The sequence below is a fragment of the Ramlibacter sp. genome (genome assembly GCF_035655895.1).
Lineage (GTDB): Bacteria > Pseudomonadota > Gammaproteobacteria > Burkholderiales > Burkholderiaceae_C > Ramlibacter.
Window position 1 is genome coordinate 108941 of the sequence record NZ_DASRTN010000008.1, and the last position, 20021, is coordinate 128961.

At 70.6% G+C, this 20021-nt stretch carries 23 protein-coding genes and 1 riboswitch; of the genes, 13 read left to right on the top strand and 10 right to left on the bottom strand.

Annotated elements, in window-relative coordinates; all coding sequences use genetic code 11:
* The first annotated feature begins 31 nt into the window (after positions 1-31).
* Positions 32-1243: an MFS transporter gene (locus tag VFE82_RS10095; RefSeq protein ID WP_325000180.1), complete on the top strand. Its 1212-nt coding sequence runs from the start codon at positions 32-34 to the stop codon at positions 1241-1243.
* Here VFE82_RS10095 and VFE82_RS10100 read toward each other — a convergent pair.
* Positions 1240-2340 carry an ATP-dependent DNA ligase gene (locus VFE82_RS10100; protein ID WP_325000181.1) on the bottom strand — a complete coding sequence of 367 codons (1101 nt, stop codon included), beginning with the start codon at positions 2338-2340 and terminating at the stop codon, positions 1240-1242. The two genes, VFE82_RS10095 and VFE82_RS10100, sit on opposite strands and share 4 nt — an antisense overlap.
* A 160-nt stretch (positions 2341-2500) precedes the next feature.
* Positions 2501-2568, top strand: a riboswitch (S-adenosyl-L-homocysteine riboswitch).
* Between the two features lie 63 nt (positions 2569-2631).
* Here VFE82_RS10100 and ahcY point away from each other — a divergent pair.
* From ahcY to VFE82_RS20035, 4 genes are all read left to right on the top strand, one after another.
* A complete protein-coding gene (gene ahcY / locus VFE82_RS10105) occupies positions 2632-4068 on the top strand; it encodes an adenosylhomocysteinase (protein WP_325000182.1) in 1437 nt (478 codons plus the stop codon).
* Between the two features lie 77 nt (positions 4069-4145).
* A complete protein-coding gene (locus VFE82_RS10110) occupies positions 4146-4895 on the top strand; it encodes a TlyA family RNA methyltransferase (RefSeq protein WP_325000183.1) in 750 nt (249 codons plus the stop codon).
* The gene (metF, locus tag VFE82_RS10115; RefSeq protein ID WP_325000184.1) at positions 4892-5719 is read left to right on the top strand and encodes a methylenetetrahydrofolate reductase [NAD(P)H]; all 828 of its coding nucleotides are present in this window, start codon (positions 4892-4894) and stop codon (positions 5717-5719) included. The genes VFE82_RS10110 and metF overlap by 4 nt, the downstream gene beginning before the upstream one ends.
* A complete protein-coding gene (locus VFE82_RS20035; RefSeq protein ID WP_414708750.1) occupies positions 5719-6195 on the top strand; it encodes a septal ring lytic transglycosylase RlpA family protein in 477 nt (158 codons plus the stop codon). The genes metF and VFE82_RS20035 overlap by 1 nt, the downstream gene beginning before the upstream one ends.
* A gap of 162 nt (positions 6196-6357) precedes the next feature.
* Here the strand turns inward: VFE82_RS20035 and VFE82_RS10125 are convergent, their stop codons facing one another.
* Positions 6358-7260, bottom strand: a complete 903-nt coding sequence (locus VFE82_RS10125; RefSeq protein WP_325000185.1) for a 23S rRNA (adenine(2030)-N(6))-methyltransferase RlmJ — start codon at positions 7258-7260, stop codon at positions 6358-6360.
* Between the two features lie 215 nt (positions 7261-7475).
* Here VFE82_RS10125 and rplM point away from each other — a divergent pair, with 215 nt between their 5' ends.
* The 5 genes from rplM (at position 7476) to erpA (ending at position 9955) form a co-directional block, all read left to right on the top strand.
* On the top strand, positions 7476-7904 hold the full coding sequence (gene rplM, locus VFE82_RS10130) for a 50S ribosomal protein L13 (RefSeq protein ID WP_325000186.1): 429 nt from the start codon (positions 7476-7478) through the stop codon (positions 7902-7904).
* Positions 7905-7914: 10 nt separating this feature from the next.
* Positions 7915-8307 (top strand): 30S ribosomal protein S9, encoded by a 393-nt coding sequence (rpsI, locus tag VFE82_RS10135; protein ID WP_325000187.1) that lies wholly within the window; start codon positions 7915-7917, stop codon positions 8305-8307.
* 79 nt (positions 8308-8386) lie between these two features.
* Entirely contained in the window at positions 8387-9103 is a 717-nt protein-coding gene (locus VFE82_RS10140; RefSeq protein ID WP_325000188.1) for a DUF6776 family protein, read from the top strand.
* A gap of 24 nt (positions 9104-9127) precedes the next feature.
* Positions 9128-9532, top strand: coding sequence for a polymer-forming cytoskeletal protein (locus tag VFE82_RS10145; protein ID WP_325000189.1), 405 nt, complete (start codon positions 9128-9130; stop codon positions 9530-9532).
* Positions 9533-9589: 57 nt separating this feature from the next.
* Positions 9590-9955, top strand: coding sequence for an iron-sulfur cluster insertion protein ErpA (erpA, locus tag VFE82_RS10150; RefSeq protein WP_325000190.1), 366 nt, complete (start codon positions 9590-9592; stop codon positions 9953-9955).
* On the opposite strand, the gene VFE82_RS10155 is transcribed toward erpA, so the two are convergent.
* Positions 9952-11061: an anhydro-N-acetylmuramic acid kinase gene (locus VFE82_RS10155; protein WP_325000191.1), complete on the bottom strand. Its 1110-nt coding sequence runs from the start codon at positions 11059-11061 to the stop codon at positions 9952-9954. The genes erpA and VFE82_RS10155 overlap by 4 nt on opposite strands.
* 13 nt (positions 11062-11074) lie before the next feature.
* The gene (locus VFE82_RS10160; protein ID WP_325000486.1) at positions 11075-12418 is read right to left on the bottom strand and encodes a M23 family metallopeptidase; all 1344 of its coding nucleotides are present in this window, start codon (positions 12416-12418) and stop codon (positions 11075-11077) included.
* A gap of 181 nt (positions 12419-12599) precedes the next feature.
* Between VFE82_RS10160 and tyrS the strand changes: the two genes are divergently transcribed.
* Positions 12600-13835 (top strand): tyrosine--tRNA ligase, encoded by a 1236-nt coding sequence (gene tyrS / locus VFE82_RS10165; protein WP_325000192.1) that lies wholly within the window; start codon positions 12600-12602, stop codon positions 13833-13835.
* A gap of 30 nt (positions 13836-13865) precedes the next feature.
* On the opposite strand, the gene VFE82_RS10170 is transcribed toward tyrS, so the two are convergent.
* The 4 genes from VFE82_RS10170 to VFE82_RS10185 form a co-directional block, all read right to left on the bottom strand.
* On the bottom strand, positions 13866-14552 hold the full coding sequence (locus VFE82_RS10170; RefSeq protein WP_325000193.1) for an ankyrin repeat domain-containing protein: 687 nt from the start codon (positions 14550-14552) through the stop codon (positions 13866-13868).
* A complete protein-coding gene (locus VFE82_RS10175) occupies positions 14549-15040 on the bottom strand; it encodes a heme-binding protein (RefSeq protein ID WP_325000194.1) in 492 nt (163 codons plus the stop codon). Before VFE82_RS10175 ends, VFE82_RS10170 begins: the two co-directional genes overlap by 4 nt.
* 104 nt (positions 15041-15144) lie before the next feature.
* Positions 15145-15780, bottom strand: coding sequence for a response regulator transcription factor (locus VFE82_RS10180; RefSeq protein ID WP_325000195.1), 636 nt, complete (start codon positions 15778-15780; stop codon positions 15145-15147).
* Positions 15777-17225 (bottom strand): sensor histidine kinase, encoded by a 1449-nt coding sequence (locus VFE82_RS10185; RefSeq protein WP_325000196.1) that lies wholly within the window; start codon positions 17223-17225, stop codon positions 15777-15779. Before VFE82_RS10185 ends, VFE82_RS10180 begins: the two co-directional genes overlap by 4 nt.
* A 42-nt stretch (positions 17226-17267) precedes the next feature.
* On the opposite strand from VFE82_RS10185, the gene VFE82_RS10190 reads away from it, so the two are divergent.
* Positions 17268-18185, top strand: a complete 918-nt coding sequence (locus tag VFE82_RS10190; RefSeq protein WP_325000197.1) for a cation diffusion facilitator family transporter — start codon at positions 17268-17270, stop codon at positions 18183-18185.
* A complete protein-coding gene (gene dtd / locus VFE82_RS10195) occupies positions 18182-18631 on the top strand; it encodes a D-aminoacyl-tRNA deacylase (protein WP_325000198.1) in 450 nt (149 codons plus the stop codon). The genes VFE82_RS10190 and dtd overlap by 4 nt, the downstream gene beginning before the upstream one ends.
* A gap of 1 nt (position 18632) precedes the next feature.
* Here dtd and ybeY read toward each other — a convergent pair whose 3' ends face one another.
* Positions 18633-19085 (bottom strand): rRNA maturation RNase YbeY, encoded by a 453-nt coding sequence (ybeY, locus tag VFE82_RS10200; protein WP_325000199.1) that lies wholly within the window; start codon positions 19083-19085, stop codon positions 18633-18635.
* The gene (locus tag VFE82_RS10205; protein WP_325000200.1) at positions 19072-20019 is read right to left on the bottom strand and encodes a PhoH family protein; all 948 of its coding nucleotides are present in this window, start codon (positions 20017-20019) and stop codon (positions 19072-19074) included. The genes ybeY and VFE82_RS10205 overlap by 14 nt, the downstream gene beginning before the upstream one ends.
* Between the last annotated feature and the right edge of the window lie 2 nt (positions 20020-20021).

A 20021-nucleotide genomic window follows, 5' to 3' on the forward strand; every position in this document is an offset into this window, starting at 1 on the left:
TTCCCGGGCGCCGCGCGGCGGTCGCCGGACAATGGCGGCCGTGTCCCTGTTCCACCACCCCGCGTTCCTTCGCTTCTGGCTGGCCCGCCTGCTCGGCACCGGCGCCCAGCAGATGCTGATGCTGGCCATCGGCTGGCAGATGTACGGCCTGACCGGCAGCGCCTGGGATCTCGGCCTGGTCGGGCTGGCCCAGTTCGCGCCCTCGCTCGCCGCGGCGCTGCCCGCCGGGCATGCCGCCGACCGCTTCCACCGCGCCCGCCTGGTGCTGGCCTGCTACGCGCTGCAGGGCGCGGTCGCCTTGCTGCTGCTGGCCGCGACGCAGGGCGGGTGGGCGTCGCGCGGCGTGCTGCTCGGGCTGTCGCTGGTGCTGGGCGGCCTGCGTCCCTTCCAGATGGCCGCACAGCAGGCGCTGTTGCCGGCGCTGGTGCCGCCCGAGCTGCTGGCGCGGGCGATGGCGCTGGGCTCGGCCGGCATCCAGGCCGCGGTGATCGGCGGTCCGGCGCTGGCCGGGCTGCTGTTCGCCGGCGGCGTCGGCGTGGTGTACGGCACCTGCTTCGGCCTGTTCGCCGCCGGCTGCGTCGCGCTGGCCGCCGTGCGCTACGAGCACGCGCCGCCGGCGCGCGAGCCCCCCACGCTGGCCTCGCTGCTGGCCGGCGTGCGCTTCATCGGAGGCAACCGCGTGCTGCTGGGGGCGGTGTCGCTCGACCTGTTCGCCGTGCTGCTGGGCGGCGCGACGGCGCTGCTGCCGATCTTCGCCGCCGACATCCTGCACGTGGGTCCGACCGGCCTCGGCCTGCTGCGGTCCGCGCCGGCGGTCGGCGCGCTGGTGATGGCCGCGGCCCTGGCGCGCTGGCCGCTCGCGCGGCAGGTCGGCCGCAAGCTGCTGCTCGCCGTCGCCGTCTACGGCGCGTGCATGGTGGTGTTCGGCCTGTCGACCAGCTTCCTGCTGTCGCTGCTGGTGCTGGCGGTCTCCGGCGCGGCGGACATGGTCAGCGTCATCGTGCGGCAGACGCTGGCGCAGATCGAGACGCCCGATGCGATGCGCGGGCGGGTGGCGGCCGTGAACACGCTGTTCATCGGCGCCAGCAACCAGCTGGGCGAGTTCGAGTCGGGCGCGACTGCCGCGCTGATGGGGCCGGTGGGCTCGGTCGTGGCCGGCGGCTTCGGCACGCTCGTGGTGGCGGGCCTGTGGCTGCGGTGGTTCGGCGCGCTGGTGCGGCGCGACCGCTTCCAGGAGCCCTAGGCCTTGGCCTGCACCCGGGTGCCCTTGGCGCCGAACACCGCCTGCAGCTCGAACGCGGTGGTGACCTCCAGCTGGTCGTAGCGGCAGTCCTGCGGGGGCTTGTCGTCGCGCCAGCGCAGGAAGGTGGTGGCGTGGCGGAAGCGGTCGCCCTGCAGGTGGTCGTACTTCACCTCGCACACGCGCTCGGGCCGCAACGCCTCCCAGCTCAGGTCCTTGCCGCCGCTCCAGCGGCTCTTGGCGCCCGGCATGCGGTCGGCGTCGCCCGCGCTGGCCTGGGCCCAGTCGCGCCACGGATGGTCGGCCATCGCGTTCTCGCGCAGCGGCGCCAGCTCGGCCAGCAGCTCGCGCCGCGCGGCCAGGGTGAAGGACGAGGTCACGCCCACGTGCTGTAGCACCCCGGCTTCGTTGTACAGGCCGAGCAGCAGCGAGCCGACGGCGTCCTGCGTGTCCTTGTACCAGCGAAACCCCGCGACCACGCAATCGGCGGTGCGTGCATGCTTGATCTTGAACATCGCGCGCTTGCCGGGCTGGTAGGGCGCATCGGCCGGCTTGGCCATGACGCCGTCCAGGCCGGCGCCCTCGAAGCGCTGCAGCCAGTCCTGCGCCTGCGCGCGGTCGGCCGTCACCGGCGTCAGGTACAGCGGCGCGCGGGCCTGGCCGAGCAGGCGCTCCAGGCGCGCCCGCCGCTCGCGCTGCGGCAGCGCGGTGGTCGGCTTGCCGCCCGCGGCGAGCAGGTCGAAGGCGACGAAGCCGGCCGGCGTGTCCTTGGACAGGCGGGCGATGCGCGAGGCGGCCGGATGGATGCGCTGCTGCAGCGCGTCGAAGTCCAGGCCCTGCGGCCCCGCCACCACGATCTCGCCGTCGACGATGCAGCCGCGCGGCAGCTGCTCCAGCAGCACCTTTTCCAGCTCGGGGAAGTAGCGGTTGAGCGACTTCAGGTCACGGCTCTGGATCACCACGCCGTCCGGGCCGCGGAACACCAGCGCCCGGAAGCCGTCCCATTTGGGTTCGAAGAGGAACCCCTCGCCCTGCGGCAACGCGTCGGCCACCTTGGCCAGCATGGGATCGATGGGGGCGGAGAACAGGGGTTCGGGCATCGGCATGTTGTAACCGATGCGGTGCGGTCCGTGGCGGCCCTGCCACGGTCGGGGACCGGGGCGCGAGAGGTCGTCCACGGCCGAGGGCCCTGCCGCACGGCGCCGTCGCGCTGCCGCGGCGCCCGGGTGGCTCCGCCGTGGCCGCTCCGTATAATCTTGCCCATCCGAGGAGCGTTGCAGCGCCGCCAGGCGTGAGGCTCGGAACGACCGCAACGACGCTCACCCACTGATCCGTGCGGTGAGTCCCTCCGCCGGCAGTGGCTGAACCGAAACACCGCTTTTGGAGCCACCATGAACGCCGTTCTCAAGCCCTCCGCCGCGCAGGACCGCGCGATCGCCGACCTCTCGCTGGCCGACTGGGGCCGCAAGGAAATCCGCATCGCCGAGACCGAGATGCCCGGCCTGATGGCCATCCGCGAGGAATTCGCGAAGAGCCAGCCCCTCAAGGGCGCCCGCATCACCGGCTCGCTGCACATGACCATCCAGACCGCCGTGCTGATCGAGACGCTGCAGGCGCTCGGCGCGCAGGTGCGCTGGGCTTCGTGCAACATCTTCTCGACCCAGGACCATGCCGCGGCCGCGATTGCCGCCAACGGCACCCCGGTGTTCGCCATCAAGGGCGAGTCGCTGGAGGACTACTGGGACTACACGCACCGCATCTTCGACTTCGGCGCCAAGGGCACCGCGGGCGAAGGCCCCAACATGATCCTGGACGACGGCGGCGATGCCACGCTGCTGATGCACCTGGGCCAGCGCTGCGAGAAGGACCTGTCGCTGATCGACACCCACTCGAGCGAGGAGGAGCGCATCCTCCACGCCGCCATCCGCAAGAAGCTGGCGGAAGACCCGACCTGGTACAGCCGCAAGTCCAAGGAGATCCTCGGCGTCACCGAGGAGACCACCACCGGCGTGCACCGCCTGATCGACATGGCCAGCAAGGGCCAGCTGAAGTTCCGGGCGATCAACGTCAACGATTCGGTCACCAAGAGCAAGTTCGACAACCTGTACGGCTGCCGCGAATCGCTGGTCGACGGCATCAAGCGCGCCACCGACGTGATGGTGGCCGGCAAGGTCGCGGTGGTGGCCGGCTACGGCGACGTGGGCAAGGGCTCGGCCCAGGCGCTGCGCGCGCTGTCGGCCCAGGTGTGGGTCACCGAGATCGACCCGATCAACGCCTTGCAGGCTGCGATGGAAGGCTACCGCGTGGTGACGATGGAATACGCCGCCGACAAGGCCGACATCTTCGTCACCGCCACGGGCAACAAGTCGGTCATCACCTTCGAGCACATGGCGAAGATGAAGGACCAGGCGATCGTCTGCAACATCGGCCACTTCGACAACGAGATCGACGTCGCGTCGATCGAGGCCAAGTGCAGGTGGGAGGAGATCAAGCCGCAGGTCGACCACGTGATCTTCCCGGACGGCAAGCGCATCATCCTGCTGGCCAAGGGCCGGCTGGTGAACCTGGGCTGCGGCACCGGCCACCCCAGCTACGTGATGTCCTCCTCGTTCGCGAACCAGACCCTGGCCCAGATCGAGCTGTTCACCAAGCCGAACGATTACAAGGTCGGCCAGGTCTACGTGCTGCCCAAGCACCTGGACGAGAAGGTCGCGCGCCTGCAGCTGTCCAAGCTGGGCGCGCAGCTGACCGAGCTGTCGGACGAGCAGGCCGCCTACATCGGCGTGTCCAAGCAGGGTCCGTACAAGCCGGACACCTACCGCTACTGATGCGCGCCGCCGGCGCCGAGCCGCCCGGGGAGCCGCAGCCGGCCTACGGGCGCCCGTGGCGCCGCGGGAGATCGCCCATGCGCGCCGACCAGCTCCTCGTCGAACGCGGCCTGGCGGCCACCCGGTCGCAGGCACAGCGCCTGATCGCCGCCGGCATGCGCTGGCACGACGGCCGCGACTGGCGCGTGGTCGGCAAGAACGGCGAGGACCTGCCGCACGCCGCGCGCATCGAGCTGCAGGACGCCGCCGAGACGCGCTACGTCTCGCGCGGGGGGCTCAAGCTCGAAGGGGCGCTGGCAGCCGCCGGGATGGACGTGCGCGGCCGGCGCTGCCTCGACGTGGGGCAGTCCACGGGCGGCTTCACCGACTGCCTGCTGCAGCACGGCGCCACGGCGGTCGTGGGGGTCGACGTGGGGCACGGCCAGCTGCACGAGACGCTGCGCACCGATCCGCGCGTGACCTGCCTGGAAAAGTGCAACGCGCGCGATCTCGATGCGGCGACGCTGGCTGTCCCGGCCGGCTTCGACCTGGTGGTCGGCGACCTGTCGTTCATCTCGCTCACGCTCGTGCTGCCCGTGCTGGGCCCGCTGCTTGGCGAGGGCGGCGCGCTGCTGATGCTGGTCAAGCCGCAGTTCGAGCTGCAGCCCGGCCAGCTCGGCAAGGGCGGCATCGTGCGCGACGAGGCGCTGTACCCGCAGGTGGAGCGGCGCATCCGCGACGCCTGTGCCGGTGGCGGCCTGCAGGTGCAGGGCTGGTTCGACAGCCCGATCCGCGGCGGCGACGGCAACCGTGAGTTCTTTGTGATGGCGACCAGGGGGTCCCGATGAAATGTCCGATCAGTCTCGAGTTCTTCCCGCCCAAGACGCCCGAGGGCGCCGAAAAGCTGCGCGCCGCGCGGCAGAAGCTGTATGCGCTGCAGCCCGAGTTCTGCTCGGTGACCTTCGGCGCCGGCGGCTCGACGCAGGAGGGCACGCTGCAGACCGTGCGCGACATCATGGGCGAGGGCGTGTCCGCCGCGCCGCACCTGTCGTGCATCGGCCAGACGCGTGACAGCATCCGCGAGCGGCTCGTGGCCTACCGCGAAGCCGGCATCCGCCGGATCGTCGCGCTGCGCGGCGACCTGCCCAGCGGCTACGGCCTGGGCGGCGAGTTCCGCTACGCGAGCGACCTGGTGGCCTTCATCCGCAGCGAGACCGGGCGGCACTTCCACCTGGAGGTGGCGGCCTACCCCGAGGTGCATCCGCAGGCCAGGTCGCCCGACGCCGACCTGCAGGCCTTCATCGCCAAGGTGGAGGCCGGCGCCGACTCGGGCATCACCCAGTACTTCTTCAATGCGGATGCGTACTTCCGCTACGTCGACGAGCTGCGCCGGCGTGGTGTGGAGCTGCCGGTGGTGCCGGGCATCATGCCGATCGCCAGCTCAAGCCAGCTGCTGCGCTTCTCGGATGCCTGCGGGGCCGAGGTGCCGCGCTGGATCCGGCTGCGCCTGCAGGCCTACGGCGACGACACCGCATCGATCAAGGCGTTCGGCCTGGACGTGGTGGCCGGGCTGTGCGAGCAGCTGTGCAAAGGCGGCGCGCCGGGTCTGCACTTCTACACGATGAACCAGGCCGCCGCGACGCTGGAGATCTGCCGGCGCCTGGGGCTGTGATGCTGCACGCCGCCGTGCTGGCGCTGCTGGTTGCGCTGGCAGGCGCGCCGGCGTTGGCGCAGGAAGCGCAGGCGCCGGAGCTGGCCGCGGCGCCGATGCCAGCCGCGGCCGCATCCGCCACGTCCGCCACGTCTGCCACGTCTGCCACGTCTGCCACGTCTGCGCTGCCGGTCCGCGGACCGGCGTCGTGGTACGGCCTCACGTTCCAGGGACGCCGGACTGCCAACGGCGAGCGGTTCGACATGAATGCCTTCACCGCGGCCCATCCCTCGCTGCCGTTCGGCACGCGGGTGGAGGTGCACAACCCCGCCAATGGCCGTCGGGTCACGGTCCGCATCAACGACCGCGGCCCGCACACCGGCGGCCGCGTGATCGACCTGAGCCACGCCGCGGCGCGCGCGCTCGGGATGCTCGGTTTCGGCACCCGGATCGTGGAGCTCTCGCCGGCGTCGGAGACGCGCCCGGCCATCCGTTGACACGCCGCCGCCTGCGGCCGGGCAGGTGGCGGTTCAGGGCTGGTGCCGAGGGCGGAGCTGGGCGCCGTCGCGCTTCCGATCGGCTCGCCGGGGATGGCGGTGTGGCCCGCCGCTGGCTTTGTGCACGTGGCGCGCAGGGCGGCCGCGCCCAGGGCGCCGTGCTCAGCCGCCGCCCGATTCGATCAGCTGGCCCTTGCCGCGTCCGCGTCCCAGCACGTCCAGCAATTGGGGCAGCGCGGCCTGCAACGCGGGCTTGAGCGTATGAGGCGGGTTGACCAGGAACATGCCGCTGGCGGCCATGCCCGTGCGCCGCTCTTCGCCCGGTGCCGGTGCGGCGTCGTCCGGTTGACCGATCGAGAAGGTCGCGTGCAGCCAGGGCTTGCGAAAGGAGTTGGCCAGCGTCTTGAGCTTGCGCGGCAGCTCGTGCGCCTCGGGCCGCGGAATGATGGGGTACCAGACAGCGTAGGTGCCGGTGGCGAAGCGCTGCAGCGCGTCGCGCAGCACCGCGTGCACCTTGGCGTAGTCGCTCTTGATCTCGTAGCTGGGATCGATCAGCACCAGGGCCCGGCGCGACGGCGGCGGAAGCACGGACTTGAGGGCCTCGAACCCGTCCTCGCGTGCCACGCTGACCTGCCGGCCTGCGCCCAGCTGGGCGATGTTGGCCGCCAGCGACTTGCTGTCGGTGGGGTGCAGCTCGAACAGCTTGAGCTTGTCGCGCACCTCCTGCCGCAGCAGGGCCTGGGCGAGGAACGGTGAGCCGGGGTAGATGCGCCAGGAGCCTTCCCGGTTGAAGCTGTGGACGCGGTCGAGGTAGTCGGTCAGCGCCGGCGCCGGCTCGGCCAGGCCCGGCAGCGCGGCGACCAGCTTCAGGATCCCCTCGGCCGCTTCCCCGGAGGTGCCGGCGTAGTCGCCGTCGAGCCGGTAGAGCCCGGCCCCGGCATGGGTGTCGACCACCCACAGCGCGGTCTCCTTCTGCGTCAGGTGGCGCAGCGCAGCGACCAGCACCAGGTGCTTGAGCACGTCGGCGTGGTTGCCGGCATGGAAGGCATGGCGGTAGCTGAACATGCGCCGATGCTAACCCGCGCCGCCCCTGCCTTGCGGTAAGTCCTTGATTCATCGTAGAATCGCCGGCTTTCCGCAGCGCTACCCGTAGCCCCGCGGCGGAAATCGGGGACGTCCTGCCTTGCGCGGGGCGGCTTCGGTCACCCACCTAAGAGGTTCCCGGCAGAGGAACACCGACCGTGGAAAAGGGCTGCCAAACCACTTCGAAGGAAAGACTCATGAAAACGTTCAGCGCGAAACCCGCTGACGTGACGCACGAGTGGTTTGTGATTGACGCCACCGACAAGGTGCTCGGGCGTGTTGCCAGCGAAGCAGCAGCCCGTTTGCGCGGCAAGCACAAGGCCATCTACACGCCTCACGTCGACACCGGCGATTACATCGTCGTGATCAACGCCTCCAAGCTTCGCGTCACCGGCGCGAAGGAACTGGACAAGATGTACTACCGCCACTCGGGTTTCCCGGGCGGCATCTATGCCACCAACTTCCGCGACATGCAGGCCAAGCATCCTGGCCGCGCGCTCGAGAAGGCCGTCAAGGGCATGCTGCCCAAGGGCCCGCTCGGCTACGCCATGATCAAGAAGCTGAAGGTCTACGGCGGCGCGGAGCATCCGCACACCGCCCAGCAGCCCAAGCCGCTGGAAATCTGAGGAGCGCCGAATGATTGGTGAATGGAACAACGGCACCGGCCGCCGCAAGAGCAGCGTGGCCCGTGTCTTCCTGAAGAAGGGCACCGGCAAGATCACGGTCAACGGCAAGGAGATCGAAAAGTTCTTCGGCCGCCAGACCTCGATCATGATCGTCAAGCAGCCCCTGTTCTTGACGAACCACGTCGAGACGTTCGACATCCAGGTGAACGTGCACGGCGGCGGTGAATCCGGCCAGGCCGGCGCCACCCGCCACGGCATCACCCGGGCGCTGATCGACTACGACGCGACCCTCAAGCCGGCCCTGAGCCAGGCCGGGTTCGTGACCCGCGACGCCCGCGAGGTCGAGCGCAAGAAGGTCGGTCTGCACTCCGCACGCCGCCGCAAGCAGTTCAGCAAGCGCTAACTGTCGCGCCCGCGTTACAAAGCCGCACAAGTTCGCTTGGTGCGGCTTTGTTTTTTGGGGCATCCTCCAGCGCTAGCTCATGCGTTGGAAGTTGTTACGTCGTCGGCTGACGATCAGCGCCCCCCAGGTCGCGATCCGAAGCTCCATGCCCTGGCCGTTGAAGTGGGCGGCCGTTGCGATCATGCTGGGTTTCTGGGCCGCCATCGGCCTGTGGGCCTTCGAGCTGGGCAAGGGCCTGGCTGGTGTCGACACCGGCATCAAGGACGAGGTGATCCAGCTGCGTGCCGAGGTCGCCCGCCTGCAGGCCGAGCGCGATCGCGTGCAATCGATCCTGAACACCTCCGGCAGTCTCATGACGGCCGAGCGCGCCGTCCAGGAGCGCCTGCTGGCACAGATCAAGCAGGTCGAGGCGGAGAATCGCGCCCTGCGCGGCGACCTCGGCTTCTTCGAGAAGCTCATGCCTGCGGCCGCTGCCGAAACGGTGGCCATCCGCGCACTGCAGGCCGAAGTGCTGCCCGGCAGCCAGCTCAAGTGGCAGGTCCTGGTGATCCAACCCATCAAGAACGCACCCGAATTCCGCGGGCGCCTGCAGGTGAGCATGGATGGCACGCTCGACGGCAAGCCCTGGACGGTGGAGCTTCCCGACAACGGTTGGCAGGACCTTCGGTTCCGCCAATACCGCCGCCTGGAAGGTATGGTCGACCTGCCTGCGCAGGCCGTGGTAAAAAACGTTTCCGCCAAGGTGGTGGAAGGCGCGGCCACCCGCGCGGTGCAGAGCATCAAGCTCGGTGCCTAGGACAACGAAGTTGAGGAATCACGGATGTTCGGCAAGAAAGCGCAGCCCCCCATCAAGAGCCTGATCGCCCACGGCACGCGTGTCGAGGGCAACCTGAAGTTCACCGAAGGCCTGCGGATCGACGGCGAGGTGGTCGGTGACGTGCGCTCGCTGACGGAAGAGCCCAGCATGCTGGTCATCTCCGAGGCGGCGGTGGTGCAGGGCGAGATCCACGCCGACCACGTCATCGTCAACGGCACCGTGCGGGGCCCGATCCATGCCCGCGAGCTGCTCGAGCTGCAGCCCAAGGCGCGCATCGAGGGCGACGTGTCCTACCAGTCGCTGGAAATGCACCAGGGCGCCGTCATCTCGGGTCAGCTCAAGCCGCTGAACCTGAACGTGGGCGACGAGGAAAAGCCCTTACTGAAGCTGGCGGCAAACAACCACTGACCGGAATTCCCGAGCGCGTTGCCGTACCATTCGCGTTCGTTTTCCCGAGAGTCCACCATGAGCGCAGTTGCCGACAACGTCCAGACCGAGATGCCCGCCCCGCTGATCTTCACCGACAGCGCCGCAGCGAAGGTCGCCGATCTGATCGCCGAGGAAGGCAACCCCGACCTGAAGCTGCGCGTGTTCGTCCAGGGTGGCGGCTGCTCCGGCTTCCAGTACGGCTTCACCTTCGATGAGATCGCCAACGAGGACGACACCGTGATGAGCAAGAACGGCGTCTCCTTGCTCATCGATGCGATGAGCTACCAGTACCTGGTCGGTGCCGAGATCGACTACAAGGAAGACCTGCAGGGTGCGCAGTTCGTGATCAAGAACCCGAACGCGTCCACCACCTGCGGCTGCGGCTCCAGCTTCTCGGTCTAGGCGGGCCACACCGCTCCCAGCACACGGGCGCCTCGGGCGCCCGTGGTGCTTTGGAGCTCCAGCGGCTCGCGCCGCAGGGTCTTGCGGGCGAGCCACGCGAAGGCAGTGGCCTCCACCTGCAGCGGCGGCAGCCCGGCGTCGTCACTCGACCGCACCGCGGTGGTCGGCAGCAAGGCCTGCAACCGCGCCATCAGATGCGTGTTCAGCGCCCCGCCGCCACACACCAGCAGGCGACCCAGCCGCGGCGCGAGCCGCTGCACGTCGTCGCTGCAACACCGGGCGGTCAGCTCGGCCAGCGTCGACTGCACCACCTGCGGCTCGAGCGGTCCTGCGGCGTCCAGCCGCTGCAGCAGCCACTCCTGGTTGAACAGGTCCCGGCCGGTGCTCTTGGGCGGCCGGCGCGCGAAGTAGGGATCGTCCAGCAACACCTGCAGCAGCCGGGCATCCGCCGCCGCGCCGGCCGCCCAGGCGCCGCCGGCGTCGTACGGCTGGCCGGTGTGGCGTCGGCACCAGAAATCCATCAACGCGTTGCCGGGGCCGCAGTCGAACCCGAGCTGGCTGCCGTCGGCCCGCAACAGGGTCAGGTTGGAGATGCCGCCGATGTTGAGCACGCCGACGGTCTCGCCGGCGCGGCCGAACATGCCACGGTGGAAGAACGGGGCGAGCGGCGCGCCCTGACCGCCGGCCGCGACATCGCGGGTGCGGAAGTCCGCGACCACCGCAATGCCCGTCAGCTCGGCCAGCAGCGAGGGCTGGGCGAGCTGCACCGTGTAGCCGGTCCCGTCGAACTCCTGGGGGCGATGGCGCACCGTCTGGCCATGCGCGCCGATGGCCTGCACCTCGCCCGCGCGCACGCTTGAGATGGCGAGCAGCTGGGCCACGACGTCTGCATAGACGCGCATCAGGGCGTTGGCGGCCAGTTCCGCACGGTGCAGTTCGTCGCTGCCGGCGCGGTTCAGGGCCAACAATTCGTCGTGCAGCCGCGGGTCGAACGGCGCACTGGCGTGCGCCAGCACCCGCAGCCCGTCGCCAGTGAAGTCGGCCAGCACGCCATCGACGCCGTCCAGCGACGTGCCGGACATCAGCCCGATGAAGAGGTCGGCCATGGGCAGCCGGCCGCTACTCGGCCGACGCTACCGAGGCGTACGCCGCGGCTTCCAGCTGGGCGCGCATGGACCGGGCCAAGCGCTCGAAGTCGGGCCGCGCGGCGGCACTGAGCGTCATGCCCTGGCTGCGCTTGGCCACGGCGATCGGGTCCTGGTGGGCGCCGTTGACCCGGAACTCGAAGTGCAGGTGCGGCCCGGTGGCCCAGCCGGTCGCGCCGACCGCGCCGATGCGCTGCCCCTGCTCGACCTTCTGGCCGACCCGCACGTCGATGCGCGAGAGGTGGGCATAGACGGTTTCGTCGCTGCCGTTGTGCTTGACGAAGACCACGTTGCCGAATCCGTTCTGCCAGCCGGCGAAGGCCACCTGGCCATCGCCCACCGTGCGCACCGGCGCACCGGCCGGCGCGCCGTAATCGACGCCCAGGTGGGCGCGCCACTGCTGCAGGACCGGATGGAAACGCATCTGGAAGCCGCTGGTCACGCGCGAGAACTCCATCGGCGAGGCCAGGTACGAACTGGTCAGGCTCTTGCCGTCCAGCGAGAAGTAGGCGCCCTTGGTGCCGGGCTCCTGGAACCAGAGCGCCGAATGCGAACGGCCGTCGTTCACGAAGTCGACGGACAGCACGCGTCCCGTGCGCAGCGGCTCGCCGTCGGCCTCGAGCGCTTCGTAGACCACGCTGAAGCGGTCGCCCTTGCGCAGGCCGCGGTGGAAGTCGATCTCGGACGACAGGATGTCGGCGACCTGCACGGCCACCTCGTCGGGAATGCGGGAGTCGTCCATCGCCGCGAACAGCGAACTGCGGATGGTGCCGCTGCCCAGCCGCACCGCGGCGGTGAGCGGCGCGGTCTCGATGCGCGAGACCAGCCGCTGGTCGGCCGTGCGCTCGACCACCAGGCGCTTGAAGCTGCCGGTGTCGTCGACGACCCAGCGCGCGGTCAGGCCGCGCAAGGTGTGTTGATCGCTCGTCTCGGCGCGCACCGTGCGGCCATAGCGACCGAGCAACTGGGTGCGCACGAGCGCGTCGGCCCGCAGGAAGGCCGCCGCTTCGGCATCGTGGATGCCCAGTCGGGCCAGCAGGGTGTCGACCGTGTCGGTCGGCCGCAGGACCTCGGTGCGGTACAGGCTGATGCTGTGGCCCACCAGGGCGTCGGCCTGGACGCCGATGGCCAGCGGCTCCACGGCTTCCACCACCTCGCGCACCGGCAGCGCAGAGGGGTCGGGGCCGAACGAGGCGACCGCGAACGCGCCGCCACCGGCGCCCAGGAGCAGTGCTGCGACGGCAATCGTCACTTGCCTCGGATGGTGTTCCAGCACCCGCGCCACGGCCCACAGGGCCTGTTCAACGGCGACGCCAATACCGCTTCTTTTCAATCCTCGGATCCTTGTGGCGGGGACCGCGCCCGTTCGAGGGCGCAGTCGCAGTTGCAGTTGCAGGGGCCGCAGGGCCCGCTTGGGGCGTCCTCTTAGAATCGGCCGGGCCAGGAAGCCGGCGCCAGTATACCGATGGCAACAGACCGTCGGATCAGGAAAAATCGTTATGAATCAAGCCTTTGTTACAAACCCACACCCGGTGACCGAGCGCGTGCGTGACGCCCTGGCAGTGTCGCTGCGCGGCTGCGAGGAGCTGATTCCGCAGGACGAATGGATGAGAAAGCTGGCCCGCTCGGAGGCCACCGGCGTGCCGCTGCGCATCAAGCTCGGCCTGGATCCGACCGCGCCGGACATCCACATCGGCCACACCGTCGTGCTCAACAAGATGCGCCAGTTGCAGGACCTGGGGCACACGGTCATCTTCCTCATCGGTGACTTCACCTCGATGATCGGCGACCCGTCGGGGCGCAACACCACCCGCCCGCCGCTGACCCGCGAGCAGATCGAGGCGAATGCCCAGACCTACCGGGCGCAGGCCTACCGGATCCTCGATCCGGCGCGCACCGAGCTGCGCTACAACAGCGAGTGGAGCGATCCGCTGGGGGCGCGCGGCATGATCCAGCTGGCGGCGCGCTACACCGTCGCCCGCATGATGGAGCGGGAGGATTTCCACAAGCGCTTCAGCGAGGGCCGCTCGATCAGCGTGCACGAGTTCCTCTATCCACTGATGCAGGGCTACGACTCGGTCGCGCTGAAAAGCGACCTCGAACTCGGCGGCACGGACCAGAAATTCAACCTGCTGATGGGGCGCCACCTGCAGCAGGAATACGGCCAGGAGCCGCAGTGCATCCTGACCATGCCCTTGCTCGAAGGCCTGGACGGCGTCGACAAGATGAGCAAGAGCAAGAACAACTACATCGGCATCACCGAGGACGCCAACACCATGTTCGCCAAGGTGATGTCGATCTCGGACACCCTGATGTGGCGTTGGTTCACCCTGCTGAGCTTTCGCTCGGAAGCCGAGATCGCGGCGCTGCGCGCCCAGGTGGAGGGCGGCCGCAATCCGCGCGATGCCAAGGTGCTGCTGGCCAAGGAGATCACGACCCGGTTCCACGATGTGGGCGCGGCCGACGCAGCCGAACAGGATTTCGTCAACCGCAGCAAAGGCGGCATCCCGGACCAGATCCCGGAGGTGCAGCTGGCCGGGGCGCCGCTGGGCATCGCCGCACTGCTCAAGCAGGCGGGCCTCGCACCCTCGAGCAGCGAAGCCAGCCGCCTCATCGACGGCGGCGGGGTGCGGGTCGACTCCAGCGTCGTGTCCGACAAGGGCCTCAAGCTGGACGCGGGCACCTACGTCGTGCAGGTGGGCAAGCGCAAGTTCGCGCGCGTCACCCTGGCCTGACCGCCCCTCAGGGGCACGCGCGGCGCGGGTTCACCTGGCGCCGGCCTGCTCCAGCAGCGCGACCATCGCGAGGAAGCCGCGCGAGCGCGCCAGCTGCAGCGGCGTGTTGCCCTGGCGGCCGGGCCGCTGCAGGTCGACACCGGCGGCCACCAGTGCCTGCAGCGTCTGCTGGTGGCGTGGGCCGCCGTCCCCCAGCACGATGGACTCGATCACGGCCGTCCAGTGCAGGTTGTTGACGTGGTCGAGCGGAGCGCCCGCGCGGATCAGCTGCCGCACCACGCCGGCATGCCCCAGGTGCGCCGCCGCGATGAGCGCCGTCCCGTCGTAGCGGCTGGTCACCTGGCGGGCGCTCGCGCCCAGTGCCAGCAGCAGCCGCAGCGTTTCCTCGTCGTCGGCCACCGCCGCGATGGTCACCGCGTCATAGCGGTCGTGCTCGAGCGCATCCAGCCGGGCGCCCGCCTCGGCCAGCGCGCGGACCGCTTCGCGCTGGCGCGCGAAGGTCGCCACGTGCAGCGGCGTGCGCCCATGGCCATCGACCGCATTCGGGTCGGCCTGGCGGGCCAGCTTGCGGATGGCCGGGACGTCGCCCCGGTGCGCTGCCGCGTGCAGGCCGCCGTAGCGGGCGGTCTCGGCGGCATCCGGCCCGACCTGGGCCGATGCCGGCCCGGCGAGCACCGCGCCCGCCGCCAGCAGCAGTGCGGCGAGCCTGGCTGTCACTTGAGCTGGTCCTTGACCTTGTCGATACCGGCCATGGCGCACTGCTCGTCCAGGTGACCGCCCGGCGCACCGCCGACGCCGACCGCGCCGATGACTTCGTTGCCCACGCGGATCGGAACGCCGCCGCCGAGCAGCAGGTAGCCCGGAATGGACACCAGGTTCGCGCTGGCCGGGTTCTTCTGCGCCCCTTCCATCATGGCGAGCGTGCTGTTCTTGGCCGAGGCCGAGGTGTAGGCCTTGAGCCGGCTGGAGTCCAGCGTGTGGGGCCCTGCGTTGTCGGCACGCTGGAGCGCCCGCACGATGCCCGCGCGATCGACCACCGTCGCCGCGACCGGGTAACCGTTGGCCGTGCAGGCCGCCACGGTGGCGCCGGCGATCTGGTTGGCCAGCTCCAGCGAGATGTTGCGCTCGGTGCGCACCGCCTGCGCGCCGGCGCCGCCGGCCAGCGCGGACAGCACGAGGATGGACAACAGGGACTTCAGGGACATTCGGGGTTCTCCTTCGATGGCGGCCGCGATTCGACCGTGCCGCCACTGTAGGAACCGCCGGCCTTCGCGGCCATTCGTGCGGCTACGCCGCCGGCCGCGTAGAACTACGCGGTGCCGTCGCCCTCGGCGAGCGAGGCGTAGCGCCGGATCAGCTGCGCCAGCGAGCTGGCCTCGAGCTTGTCGAACAGGTGGGCCCGGTGGGCCTCGACCGTGCGTGGCGACAGCCCGAGCACCCGCCCGATCTCCTTGTTGGTCAGGCCCTCGACGATGCGTCCCAGCACCTCGCGCTCACGCCCCGAGAGCTGTGCGTAGCGCTCGCGCGCGGCGCGGTCGGCCTGGCGGCGCTCGCGCGATTTCACGTGCTGCCGCACAGCCTGCTGCAGCGTCTCGAGCAGCAGTTCGTCGTCGACCGGCTTTTCCAGGAACTCGGCCGCACCGGCCTTGAAGGCGCGCCGGCACATCTCCACCGTGCCGTGGCCGGTGAGCATGACCACCGGCTGGTCGGTGCCCAGCGCCTGCAACCGCTCGAGCACCGCCAGTCCCCCCACGCCGGGCATGCGCACGTCCAGCACGATGGTGCCGATCGCCTCCCGATCGAGCTCCTCCAGGAAGCGCTGCGGATCGGCCCAGGTGCGCACGCGCAGGCCGACCGTGCCGATCAGCAGGGCCAGGCCCTCGCGCACCGCCTGGTCGTCGTCGACCAGCTGCACCAGGGGTGAATCCTGCGTGGACGTCGTCATGCGGCGGGGAGGGTCAGGCGGAACAGGGCGCCGCGCGGTGCGCGCTGCAGGGCCTGCAGCGTGCCACCCATGCCGCTGGCCAGGCTGTCGCACAAACTCAGCCCGAGCCCCAGGCCATGTTCGCGGGTCGAGACGAACGGATCGAAGATGCGTGGCAGCAGTTCCGGCGCGATGCCCGGGCCGCTGTCGGCCACGCTCAGCACGCCGCCCTCGGGGCGCTGCTCGATGTCGACCGACAGCTCGCGCTGGGCGGCCGGAACCTGGTCGAGCGCCTGCAGGGCGTTCATCAGCAGGTTGTGCACGATCTGCTCGAGGGCGACCGGCTCCGCGTGCACGCGCACCGGCGCCGGCCCATGCAGCCGCGGGGCCACCTCGCGCCGGGCGAACTCGGGCTCGAGCAGGTCGAAGGCGTTGCGCACCGCGTCCTGCAGCACCACGGGCTGCATGGCCGCGTCGGCGGCCGGCCGCTCGATGGTGCGGCGCAGTCGCGCGACCACGTCGCTGGCACGCCGGGCCTGCTCGGCGGCCTGTCCCATCGCGGCGCGGGCCGGATCGAGCTCCGGCGGTTGCTCGGCCAGCAGGCGCCGCGCCGCCTGCGTGTTGGCCAGCACCGCCGTGAGCGGCTGGTTCAATTCGTGGGCCAGACCGCCGGCCAGCTCGCCCAGCGTGTTCAACCGGGCCACCTGGCCCAGCCGCAGCAGCTCCTCGGCCCGGCGACGCGCCGAACGCTGCCGCTGCACCGCCGCTGCCGCACCGACCAGGGCCGCACTGAACACCGCCCACAGACCCCAGGGCCCCCACGGCAGCTCCGACCAGCGCGCGGCGCGCAGGGCCACCAGCTCGAACGGCTGGCTGGGGGACGCCAGCGGCTTGCGCAGCGCGAATTGCCAGGGCCCGCGCGCGTCGGTGCGACCGGGCTGCAGCACCAGCGCCTGGTCGCCCCGCAGCAGCAGCACGCGCACCGGGCTGACCAGCCGCGGCATCGGCCACTCGGTCCAGGGCACCGAGGCCACCAGGTCCACCTGCAGGGCGAAGCTGGCGGGCTCGGCGGCCAGCACCAGCCACGCCCGCCCGGTCACGAGGTCGGCGGCCGCCAGCACCGGGCGCCGTTCGCGCAGCGATTGCTGCTGCGCCTGCTCGAAGGCCGGGAACGCCCAATGTTCGCCGGCGGCCAGCTGCCGCACGGCGAGGATCTGCGGGTACAGCGCGGGCAGCCGCTGCACGCCGTCGGCGCCGGGCGCCGGCTGCAGGAGCGCGAGCGTCGCGAGGATGGCGTCGTGCTGGGCGGCCCGCTGGCTGAGCAGGCGGTGCGCGATGCGCACGTCGTTGTCGAACGCCGACCGCTGGCGATCGCGCTCGGACGCGCCCAGCACCCAGCCGCCGGCGACCGCGAGCAGCAGCCAGGCAGCCAGCCAGGGCAGGAACGGACGCAGGCTCGGCCTCATCGCCGGCGATTCTGGCACGGGGGCTGCCGCACAATCGCCCGCATGACCTTGAGGGAACGAGCGGGGGCCGTGCCACCGCAGACCTGGCTGCGTGCCTCGATCGGCGTGGCCACCGCGACGATCGGGCTGAAGACGCTGGCGTGGTGGCTCACCGGTTCGGTCGGCCTGCTGTCCGACGCGATGGAGTCGCTGGTCAACCTGGCCAGTGCCATCTTCGCGCTGGCGATGGTGCGCATCGCCCTGCGGCCCGCGGACGCGGAGCACCCGTACGGGCACCACAAGGCCGAGTATTTCTCCTCCGCCTTCGAGGGCCTGGCCATCCTGGTGGCGGCGCTGGCCATCCTGTGGACGGCGGTGGACCGGTTCCTGCATCCGCGCGGGCTCGAGCAGGTTGGCGTCGGCCTCGTGCTCTCGGTGCTGGCGTCCGCACTCAACGGCCTGCTGGCCTGGGGCATGCTCCAGTCGGCGTCGGTCCACCGGTCGATGGCGCTCGAAGGCGATGCGCGGCACCTGGTCACCGATGTCTGGACTTCGGCGGGCGTGGTGGTCGGCATCGGGCTGGTGGCGTTCACGGGTTGGCTGTGGCTGGACGCGGTGGTCGCTGCGGCCGTCGCACTGAACATCCTGCGCGAGGGCGGCAGCCTGGTCTGGCGCTCGTCGCAGGGCCTGATGGACACGCAGGTCGAAGGCGCGGTCCAGGCCCAGATCGAGCAGGTCCTCCAGGGCCTGGCGCATCCGGCGGTGCGCTTCGACCACATCACGACGCGGCGGGCCGGCAGCCGGCGCTTCGTCGACATGCACATGCATGTTCCCGCCGACTGGACGCTGCGCCGCGCGGCCGCCCTGCGAGCCTCCGTGGAGCAGGCGCTGATGGGGGCGGTGCCCGGGCTGCGGGCCAGCATCCAGCTGCTGCCGCAGGACGTGGAAGCCCACCTGGACGAACGGAAGGACGCCGCATGATCGGCCTGGTGCAACGGGTGCGCGAGGCGCGCGTGGTGGTCGAGGGGCGCACGGTCGGCGAGATCGGCCCGGGCCTGCTGCTGCTGCTGTGCGCCGAGCGCGGCGACGGCGAGGGCCAGGCCGATCGCCTGCTGGCCAAGCTGCTGAAGCTGCGCATCTTCGCGGACGAGCAGGGCAAGATGAACCGCAGCGTGCAGGACACCGCCGGCGGGCTGCTGGTCGTCAGCCAGTTCACGCTGGCGGCGGACACCGCGGGCGGCAACCGGCCAAGCTTCGGCAATGCCGCCGCGCCGCCGGAGGGGCGCCGGCTCTACGACTACTTCGTCGCGGCGGCGCGCGCGCAGCATCCGGTGGTGCACACCGGCGAGTTCGGCGCCGACATGCAGGTGCACCTGGTCAACGACGGGCCGGTCACGATCCCGTTGCGGATCGTGCCGGCCGGCTGACTCAGTACGGGTTGGGAAAGCCCAGGCTGCCGAGCAGCAGGATCTCCAGCGCTTCCATCTCCAGGGCGTCGCGTTCGCCGGCCTCGTGGTCGTAGCCCTGGGCGTGCAGGGTGCCGTGCACCAGCAGGTGCGCGTAGTGCGCCTCCAGCGGCTTGCCCTGCTCGCGCGCCTCCCGCTCGAGCACCGGCGCGCACAGCACCAGGTCGGCGCTCACCACCGGGTCGCGCGTGTAGTCGAAGGTGAGCACGTTGGTGGCGTAGTCCTTGCGCCGGTACTCGCGGTTGAGCGCCCGGCCCTCGTCCTCGCCCACGATGCGCACCGCGATCTCGCCGGGCCGCTCCAGCGCAGCCGCCATCCAGCGCCGCACCTTGGCGCGCTGCAGCAGGGCCTTGTGGGTGGCCGCCCCCGGGAACTCGCCGAACTGGAGATCGAGCGCCAGCTCAGCGGGCGTCATCGCTCTTCTTGGCGGCGTCGTAGGCGTCCACGATGCGTGCCACCAGCGGATGGCGCACCACGTCGGCGCTGGTGAAGCGCGTGTGGGCGATGCCCTTGACGCGCTTGAGCACGCGCTCGGCATCCACCAGGCCCGACAGGTGGCCCTTGGGCAGGTCGATCTGGCTGATGTCGCCGGTGACCACGCACTTGCTGCCGAAGCCGATGCGGGTGAGGAACATCTTCATCTGCTCGGGCGTCGTGTTCTGCGCCTCGTCGAGGATGACGAACGCGTTGTTCAGCGTGCGCCCGCGCATGAAGGCCAGCGGCGCGATCTCCAGCGCGTTGCGCTCGAAGGCCTTGGTGACGCGCTCGAATCCCATCAGGTCGTACAGCGCGTCGTACAGGGGGCGCAGGTAGGGGTCGACCTTCTGCGTGAGGTCGCCGGGCAGGAAGCCCAGCTTCTCCCCGGCCTCCACCGCTGGCCGCGTGAGCACGATGCGCTGCACGCTGCTGCGCTCCAGCGCATCGACCGCGCAGGCGACGGCCAGGTAGGTCTTGCCGGTGCCGGCCGGGCCGATGCCGAAGGTGATGTCGTGGCTGGCGATGTTGTCCAGGTACACGCTCTGGTTCGGCGTGCGCGCCTTCAGATCGGTGCGGCGGGTGTGCAGGAGCTGGGCACCATCCTCGTCCTCCTCCATCACCTGGTCACCGGCCAGCATCAGCTGGACCTTGTCGGGCGAGATGGTGCGGCCGGCGATCTCGTAGAGCGCCTGCAGGACGTCCAGCGCCCGCTGGGCCTTGGCCTTGGGCCCCTCGACCTTGAAGTGCTCCTGCCGTCGGGTGATCCGCACCTGCAGGCCGTTCTCGATGGTGCGCAGGTGTTCGTCGGTCGGCCCGCACAGGTGCGCCAGGCGCGTGTTGTTGGGCGGCGAGAAGGCGTGGCGAAGGATCAAGC

What these genes read in the sequence shown, in the direction of transcription:
- VFE82_RS10095 (WP_325000180.1), top strand. Translation starts at nt 32, where the DNA reads ATGGCGGCCGTGTCCCTGTTCCACCACCCCGCGTTCCTTCGCTTCTGG.
- VFE82_RS10100 (WP_325000181.1), bottom strand. Translation starts at nt 2,340, where the DNA reads ATGCCCGAACCCCTGTTCTCCGCCCCCATCGATCCCATGCTGGCCAAG.
- ahcY (WP_325000182.1), top strand. Translation starts at nt 2,632, where the DNA reads ATGAACGCCGTTCTCAAGCCCTCCGCCGCGCAGGACCGCGCGATCGCC.
- VFE82_RS10110 (WP_325000183.1), top strand. Translation starts at nt 4,146, where the DNA reads ATGCGCGCCGACCAGCTCCTCGTCGAACGCGGCCTGGCGGCCACCCGG.
- metF (WP_325000184.1), top strand. Translation starts at nt 4,892, where the DNA reads ATGAAATGTCCGATCAGTCTCGAGTTCTTCCCGCCCAAGACGCCCGAG.
- VFE82_RS20035 (WP_414708750.1), top strand. Translation starts at nt 5,719, where the DNA reads ATGCTGCACGCCGCCGTGCTGGCGCTGCTGGTTGCGCTGGCAGGCGCG.
- VFE82_RS10125 (WP_325000185.1), bottom strand. Translation starts at nt 7,260, where the DNA reads ATGTTCAGCTACCGCCATGCCTTCCATGCCGGCAACCACGCCGACGTG.
- rplM (WP_325000186.1), top strand. Translation starts at nt 7,476, where the DNA reads ATGAAAACGTTCAGCGCGAAACCCGCTGACGTGACGCACGAGTGGTTT.
- rpsI (WP_325000187.1), top strand. Translation starts at nt 7,915, where the DNA reads ATGATTGGTGAATGGAACAACGGCACCGGCCGCCGCAAGAGCAGCGTG.
- VFE82_RS10140 (WP_325000188.1), top strand. Translation starts at nt 8,387, where the DNA reads ATGCGTTGGAAGTTGTTACGTCGTCGGCTGACGATCAGCGCCCCCCAG.
- VFE82_RS10145 (WP_325000189.1), top strand. Translation starts at nt 9,128, where the DNA reads ATGTTCGGCAAGAAAGCGCAGCCCCCCATCAAGAGCCTGATCGCCCAC.
- erpA (WP_325000190.1), top strand. Translation starts at nt 9,590, where the DNA reads ATGAGCGCAGTTGCCGACAACGTCCAGACCGAGATGCCCGCCCCGCTG.
- VFE82_RS10155 (WP_325000191.1), bottom strand. Translation starts at nt 11,061, where the DNA reads ATGGCCGACCTCTTCATCGGGCTGATGTCCGGCACGTCGCTGGACGGC.
- tyrS (WP_325000192.1), top strand. Translation starts at nt 12,600, where the DNA reads ATGAATCAAGCCTTTGTTACAAACCCACACCCGGTGACCGAGCGCGTG.
- VFE82_RS10175 (WP_325000194.1), bottom strand. Translation starts at nt 15,040, where the DNA reads ATGTCCCTGAAGTCCCTGTTGTCCATCCTCGTGCTGTCCGCGCTGGCC.
- VFE82_RS10180 (WP_325000195.1), bottom strand. Translation starts at nt 15,780, where the DNA reads ATGACGACGTCCACGCAGGATTCACCCCTGGTGCAGCTGGTCGACGAC.
- VFE82_RS10185 (WP_325000196.1), bottom strand. Translation starts at nt 17,225, where the DNA reads ATGAGGCCGAGCCTGCGTCCGTTCCTGCCCTGGCTGGCTGCCTGGCTG.
- VFE82_RS10190 (WP_325000197.1), top strand. Translation starts at nt 17,268, where the DNA reads ATGACCTTGAGGGAACGAGCGGGGGCCGTGCCACCGCAGACCTGGCTG.
- dtd (WP_325000198.1), top strand. Translation starts at nt 18,182, where the DNA reads ATGATCGGCCTGGTGCAACGGGTGCGCGAGGCGCGCGTGGTGGTCGAG.
- ybeY (WP_325000199.1), bottom strand. Translation starts at nt 19,085, where the DNA reads ATGACGCCCGCTGAGCTGGCGCTCGATCTCCAGTTCGGCGAGTTCCCG.